At 28.3% G+C, this 5,111-nt stretch carries 6 protein-coding genes; 4 read left to right on the top strand and 2 right to left on the bottom strand.

Annotation, left to right across the window (positions count from 1 at the left end; all coding sequences use genetic code 11):
- The first annotated feature begins 181 nt into the window (after nucleotides 1–181).
- Nucleotides 182–1,210 carry a MerR family transcriptional regulator gene (locus tag B5G32_RS13175; protein ID WP_158094033.1) on the top strand — a complete coding sequence of 343 codons (1,029 nt, stop codon included), beginning with the start codon at nucleotides 182–184 and terminating at the stop codon, nucleotides 1,208–1,210.
- 17 nt (nucleotides 1,211–1,227) lie between these two features.
- Here the strand turns inward: B5G32_RS13175 and B5G32_RS14045 are convergent, their stop codons facing one another.
- Entirely contained in the window at nucleotides 1,228–1,722 is a 495-nt protein-coding gene (locus tag B5G32_RS14045; protein ID WP_204209760.1) for a hypothetical protein, read from the bottom strand.
- 107 nt (nucleotides 1,723–1,829) lie between these two features.
- Between B5G32_RS14045 and B5G32_RS13165 the strand changes: the two genes are divergently transcribed.
- The 3 genes from B5G32_RS13165 to brxF all read left to right on the top strand — a co-directional run bounded on the left by B5G32_RS13165 (nucleotide 1,830) and on the right by brxF (nucleotide 4,705).
- Nucleotides 1,830–2,645, top strand: coding sequence for a Cof-type HAD-IIB family hydrolase (locus tag B5G32_RS13165; RefSeq protein ID WP_087936921.1), 816 nt, complete (start codon nucleotides 1,830–1,832; stop codon nucleotides 2,643–2,645).
- A gap of 120 nt (nucleotides 2,646–2,765) precedes the next feature.
- Nucleotides 2,766–4,178 (top strand): ROK family protein, encoded by a 1,413-nt coding sequence (locus tag B5G32_RS13160; RefSeq protein WP_087936920.1) that lies wholly within the window; start codon nucleotides 2,766–2,768, stop codon nucleotides 4,176–4,178.
- A gap of 98 nt (nucleotides 4,179–4,276) precedes the next feature.
- Entirely contained in the window at nucleotides 4,277–4,705 is a 429-nt protein-coding gene (brxF, locus tag B5G32_RS13155; protein WP_087936919.1) for a BREX-3 system P-loop-containing protein BrxF, read from the top strand.
- 193 nt (nucleotides 4,706–4,898) lie between these two features.
- Here the strand turns inward: brxF and B5G32_RS14040 are convergent.
- Nucleotides 4,899–5,111 (bottom strand): hypothetical protein (locus B5G32_RS14040; protein WP_204209758.1); only part of this gene is annotated, 213 nt, incomplete at its 5' end.

Here is a 5,111-nt window from a genome sequence, read left to right as displayed (position 1 = left end):
AATCATTGAAAATTCTATCAATATAGCCAAAATATTCTTTTATATTTTAAAATTAAAAAGTCGATAGATGTCTTAATAGATTTCTATCGGCTTATAGCTTCTTAAATTGACGACATTGGATCATATATAACTCTTTTCAAATATAATCATAGACGCTTAAAGACGAAAGGACAATATGCATATGAAAATCAAAGAAGTCGAAAAATTATTACAAATCAATTCTCAAACAATACGCTATTATGAAAAATTAGGCTTTTTAAAGCCAAAAAGAGATGAAAATGGTTATAGAAATTATACACAGGAAGATGTCCAGATATTAAGAAAAATACATTTTTTAAGAGATTTAGATATTCCTCTAGAAATGATTCAAACAATTCTTCTAAATCCAGATCAATTTCAAAATATACTAAATAAACATTTAAAATTTTTACAAGCAAAGATTGAAAATCTAGAAGAAGTTCAACAGAAATGTTTTCATTTAAATCAAAAAAACATTCCCTTGTTAGATGCAATTATTGATGGAGAATTTCAAAATCAGCCTGCTCATTCACATGATGAAATTAAATCAATTATTCATAAAGCATCTGAATTTATAAAGCCCTACCCTGTTGTCACATTAGGAAGAAAAACAACCCCTTTTCAATTTCTAAAAGAAATCATATTCATATTTATTTCTACAACTTTGATCACTATGAGCTTTCTTTTATATTTTATCAATACTCATACAATGACTCATATACATTGGGGTTTATATTTATTGAGTGTTATCCTCCTGACAATTATTTTCATATTCATATTATTTCATGAAAAATACTATGAATTTGGAATTGTCGATTTCTATATATTTGACAGCTATAAAATGAAGGCAAAGAGTATAAAAGCAGTATTAGAAAACACAACCCATGAAATAGCCAGACATTATTTATACAAAGATATTTGCAATGTTAAAATCCATGTTGAAAAAAAGATTGGTGGCATTGGTTTTGGACCTGTGACATATTATAATATTATCTATCAATTTCATATGCGAGATGGGAATCATTTTCAAATAAATAGTTCCTTATATCAGGAAACATCGCAGGATAGAAAATCTGTTTATGAGATATTAGATTATCATCATGTTAAAATTATTGATGAACAGAATTTAAAACGGTTCTTTTTACAAAAAAATCTATCTATTTATGAATATTTAGAAAAAAGATGCACATGATTGCATCTTTTTGACTTTTATATATCTTCAAAATATTTTGTCATGACATCATCTTTGTATTTAAAAAAGTATTTTTCTACACCTTTTACGAAAAAGTCACGACGTTTCTCCACTTGCTGATCATCTTCCTCTTTCCATACCTTTGCTATAAGTTCATGATGACGATAAAATATCTGGCATAATTCCAACACTTGATATTGGGTATTATAAAGCTGATACAGTTCTATAATTCTTTGATCTAACAATTGATTATATTGTCCTTTTTTTGAAATACCTTGAATATGAAAAAGAGTATCCTGACATTGATGTTTTTGATAATAATGACATGGTTTACATATATCATCCCCTTCTATTGTCAGTTGGCAAACCAAATAAGGATTTTTTATAATAGCATTAGCAATAGCATAAAAATCATGTTCCATCTTTTGGTCAGGAACAAATTCTTCAATTCCTGTACCATATAATTTAAAAATATCCATAAAATGATGGGGTTTTATGATAACTGTTTTCATATCAATCCCTCCTCTTTTTATTATCCATATTTTTCATGTCTATTTATTAATATTTTCTTAATTTTTAATGTTATAATGCTTATATATCAAATAAGGAGAATCAATTCATGGCTATAAAAATGATTGCGGTAGATATGGATGGAACGTTTTTAGATGAAAATTCATCTTATAATCAAAAACGTTTTGATCACATTTATCAAATATTAAAAGATAGAGGCATTCGCTTTGTGGTAGCAAGTGGTAATCCATACAAGAAACTTCAAAACTGTTTTTCTCATATTCAAAATGAATTAACTTATATTGCTGAAAATGGAGGTTACATTATCAGTGAAGGTAAAGAGCTATATTTTGCACATATATCCTCTCAGGACAGTCAACTGATTATTGATACACTTCAAACAATGCCTGATGTTTTATGCTGGGTATGTACAAAAAATCAATCTTACACATTAGAATCATTACCTGAACATTATTATCAAATGTTTCTTCCCTATTTTCCTCATGTGAAAAAAGTTCAAAACTTTTCACTCATTAAAGAACCTATTGTGAAATTTGCGCTTTACTTACCTCAACAAAATACAACTCAACGTATTCATGATTTGACTCAAATTGCCAGTCAAGATATTAGAATTGTTGATAGCGGACATGCCTGTATTGATATTATTCCTCGTTTTGTCAGCAAAGGCATGGCAATTCAATTGTTAATGAAAGAGTTTCATATTTCGCCTGATGAAGTTATGGCTTTTGGTGATGCTGACAATGATCGAGAGATGTTATCAACAGTTAAATATGGCTATGTGATGGCAAATGCAAAAGAAAAAATGAAAAAAGATTTTCAATGGGTGGCACCAGGATTTAATGATGAAGGTGTTTTAGAAGTCATTGATTATTATTTACAAAACAATTCATTCTTCAATTTATGATAGTTTTTTATCAAAAATATTGATAAATAGAACTTTTTTTAAAAAATTATTTTCTACTTTAGCAAAATATATGATTTTATCCATTTCTCCCTCTATAATAAAGATAAAGGGGGATTTTTTATGGATGAATTTTTAAGAGATATTCACACAATGCTTTTTAAGCAATGGATTTTAATTCAGGATCAAAGTCAATGTCAAATCTATCTTGATGATAAAAATGAAAATACCATAGATATTAAAACCAATTATAGTTTCAGTCAAGTTATTTTTAATCCCTTAAATATTATTGAATTAAGTGTTACCAATACAATGACTCAAAATATTGAGTTTTATCTTCATTTTCAAATGAAAACTATGAAACATGCTACTGAACTTTTTAATGAAATGATGAATAATATTCTACAATTGGTTGATAAACCAAAAATCAAAATATTATTAAGTTGTAGTGGTGGTTTAACAACGTCTTATTTTGCTTCTAAGCTCAATGAAGCAGCTCAAATTTTAGATTATCATTATGAGGTCAGAGCGATTGGATATACTGATTTATTTAATGTAGGCAATGAATATGATGTGATTTTATTAGCTCCACAAATCTCATTCATGCATGCAAAAGTACAGGAAATCTTAAAAGATAAAATTGTCTTAAAAGTACCTCCACAAGTTTTTGCCAAATATGATGTCGCCAAAACTTTACAACTTGTCAGACATGCCTTAGAACATCAAAAGTTACCTCATAATTCTAAAACTGAATCAACTATCAAACCATTACAAGTCATTCCACATCAAAATACAAAGATTCTTGTTTTGTCTCTATTTAGAAACAGTTTACGTGTTCACATTGCCTATCATCTCTATGATGAACAAAATCATATTATCAGCAGCAATGAAATTATTAAATTTAAAATCAGTATGGAAGACATTTATGATGTCATTGATACAATCTTATTACAATATCCACGTATTCAAATCATTGGCATTTCAACACCAGGTATTATCAATAATGGTTTTGTCGCTTCTACAAGTATCATAGGATTAAATAATTTTAACATGTATCAGCTACTCAAGGAGCGCTACCATCAACATATTGTCATTGATAATGATGTCAATACTGCTGCAGTCGGTTATTACGCTTCTCAACAACAATTTTCATCACTGATTTTCTTATTTCAGCCAAATAATCATTTTGGAGGAGCAGGAATTATTGTTAATGGACAACTTGTTAAAGGTCATGCGCATATTGCTGGAGAAGTGCAATACTTACCACTCAATTATTCTGCCCCACCACAAACACTTGCCAAGACACCTGAAGGCGCTTTAGAGCTTGTATCTAAAACAATTGTAGCTTTATCTTCTGTGATTGGACCAGAAGCTATTATTCTTTCTTGCACTCTTATTCCTGATGTTGATGAGTTAAAAAAGATGATTGGTCAATATATACCTAAAAAGTATCTACCACGTATCATCAAAATAGAAAATATTCAAGAATATATTTTAATTGGTCAATTGATATTATGTTTACAAGAATATAAATAAAAGATAAAAAAAGCTTTTTTTACGATATACATAGAAAACGCTTACAGAAAATGCTATAATATTCTTAACAAATAAAAACAGAAAAGGAGATTATAGCAATGGATTTGAATAAAAAAATAGAAGACATCAGTCATGCAGAGTACAAACTTTTACTAATCATTGGACAGCCTGGAAGTGGAAAATCAAAAGTCATTCGTCAATATAGTGAAGAAACAGGTATTCCTATTCTTGATCTTGATAAGATTTTCTATCATACACCAAGTGAAAAACTTCTTCCTGAGATGAAAAACTTTTTAACAACTTACCACCAAAAAGTTTTATTGTTAGATAATAAAAAAATTCTTTATGCAAAAAACAGTCAAATTGATTTATTAGCTTTCCTTAAAGAATTATCAAAAGATATTACTGTTGTTGCAACATGGAATGGAAAAATTGAAGATGGACAGCTCTTCCATTTTCGTAATGACACTTCAGAAGATCTTATTTATTCAACTGATAATAACGATTTTAAATATATCTTATGCTAAAAAGAAGCAGAATTTACTGCTCAATGTCGTCAATTTAATGACATTAAAATAGAGAGAATATTTGATCAAATTCAAAATTCTCCCTTTTTTTCTTTCTGTGCTAAAAAAACACAAAAAGATACTGATCATTTTTAATGATTTTTTTAAGTTTTTAAGTTATAATTTTTTTAGAAAATGATGTCTATACTACCGATTAGCGTTTTATACGTAAATATCCCTTTTTCATTTTTCTAACTTTGGGATTTCGCCTGCCATCAACTCTATATTTGAGTGTTGTTGGTTTCTTAGTATAGACATTCCATCTTCCAAAGAGTCTATTGGGTCGAATAGGCTCTTTATTTTTTGAGGCTTTTCTTATTATTTTATTTATGAGTCTCCTGAATCCATCTTTCATGTTTAATAGTTT

It is taken from the genome of Massilimicrobiota sp. An80 (genome assembly GCF_002159255.1).
Lineage (GTDB): Bacteria > Bacillota_I > Bacilli_A > Erysipelotrichales > Coprobacillaceae > Allocoprobacillus > Allocoprobacillus merdigallinarum.
This window is presented reverse-complemented; position numbering and strand designations above follow the sequence as displayed.

Bases quoted from the DNA above. Each gene is read 5' to 3' on its own strand.
- brxF (WP_087936919.1), top strand. From the start codon at position 4,277: ATGGATTTGAATAAAAAAATAGAAGACATCAGTCATGCAGAGTACAAA.
- B5G32_RS13160 (WP_087936920.1), top strand. From the start codon at position 2,766: ATGGATGAATTTTTAAGAGATATTCACACAATGCTTTTTAAGCAATGG.
- B5G32_RS13175 (WP_158094033.1), top strand. From the start codon at position 182: ATGAAAATCAAAGAAGTCGAAAAATTATTACAAATCAATTCTCAAACA.
- B5G32_RS14045 (WP_204209760.1), bottom strand. From the start codon at position 1,722: ATGAAAACAGTTATCATAAAACCCCATCATTTTATGGATATTTTTAAA.
- B5G32_RS13165 (WP_087936921.1), top strand. From the start codon at position 1,830: ATGGCTATAAAAATGATTGCGGTAGATATGGATGGAACGTTTTTAGAT.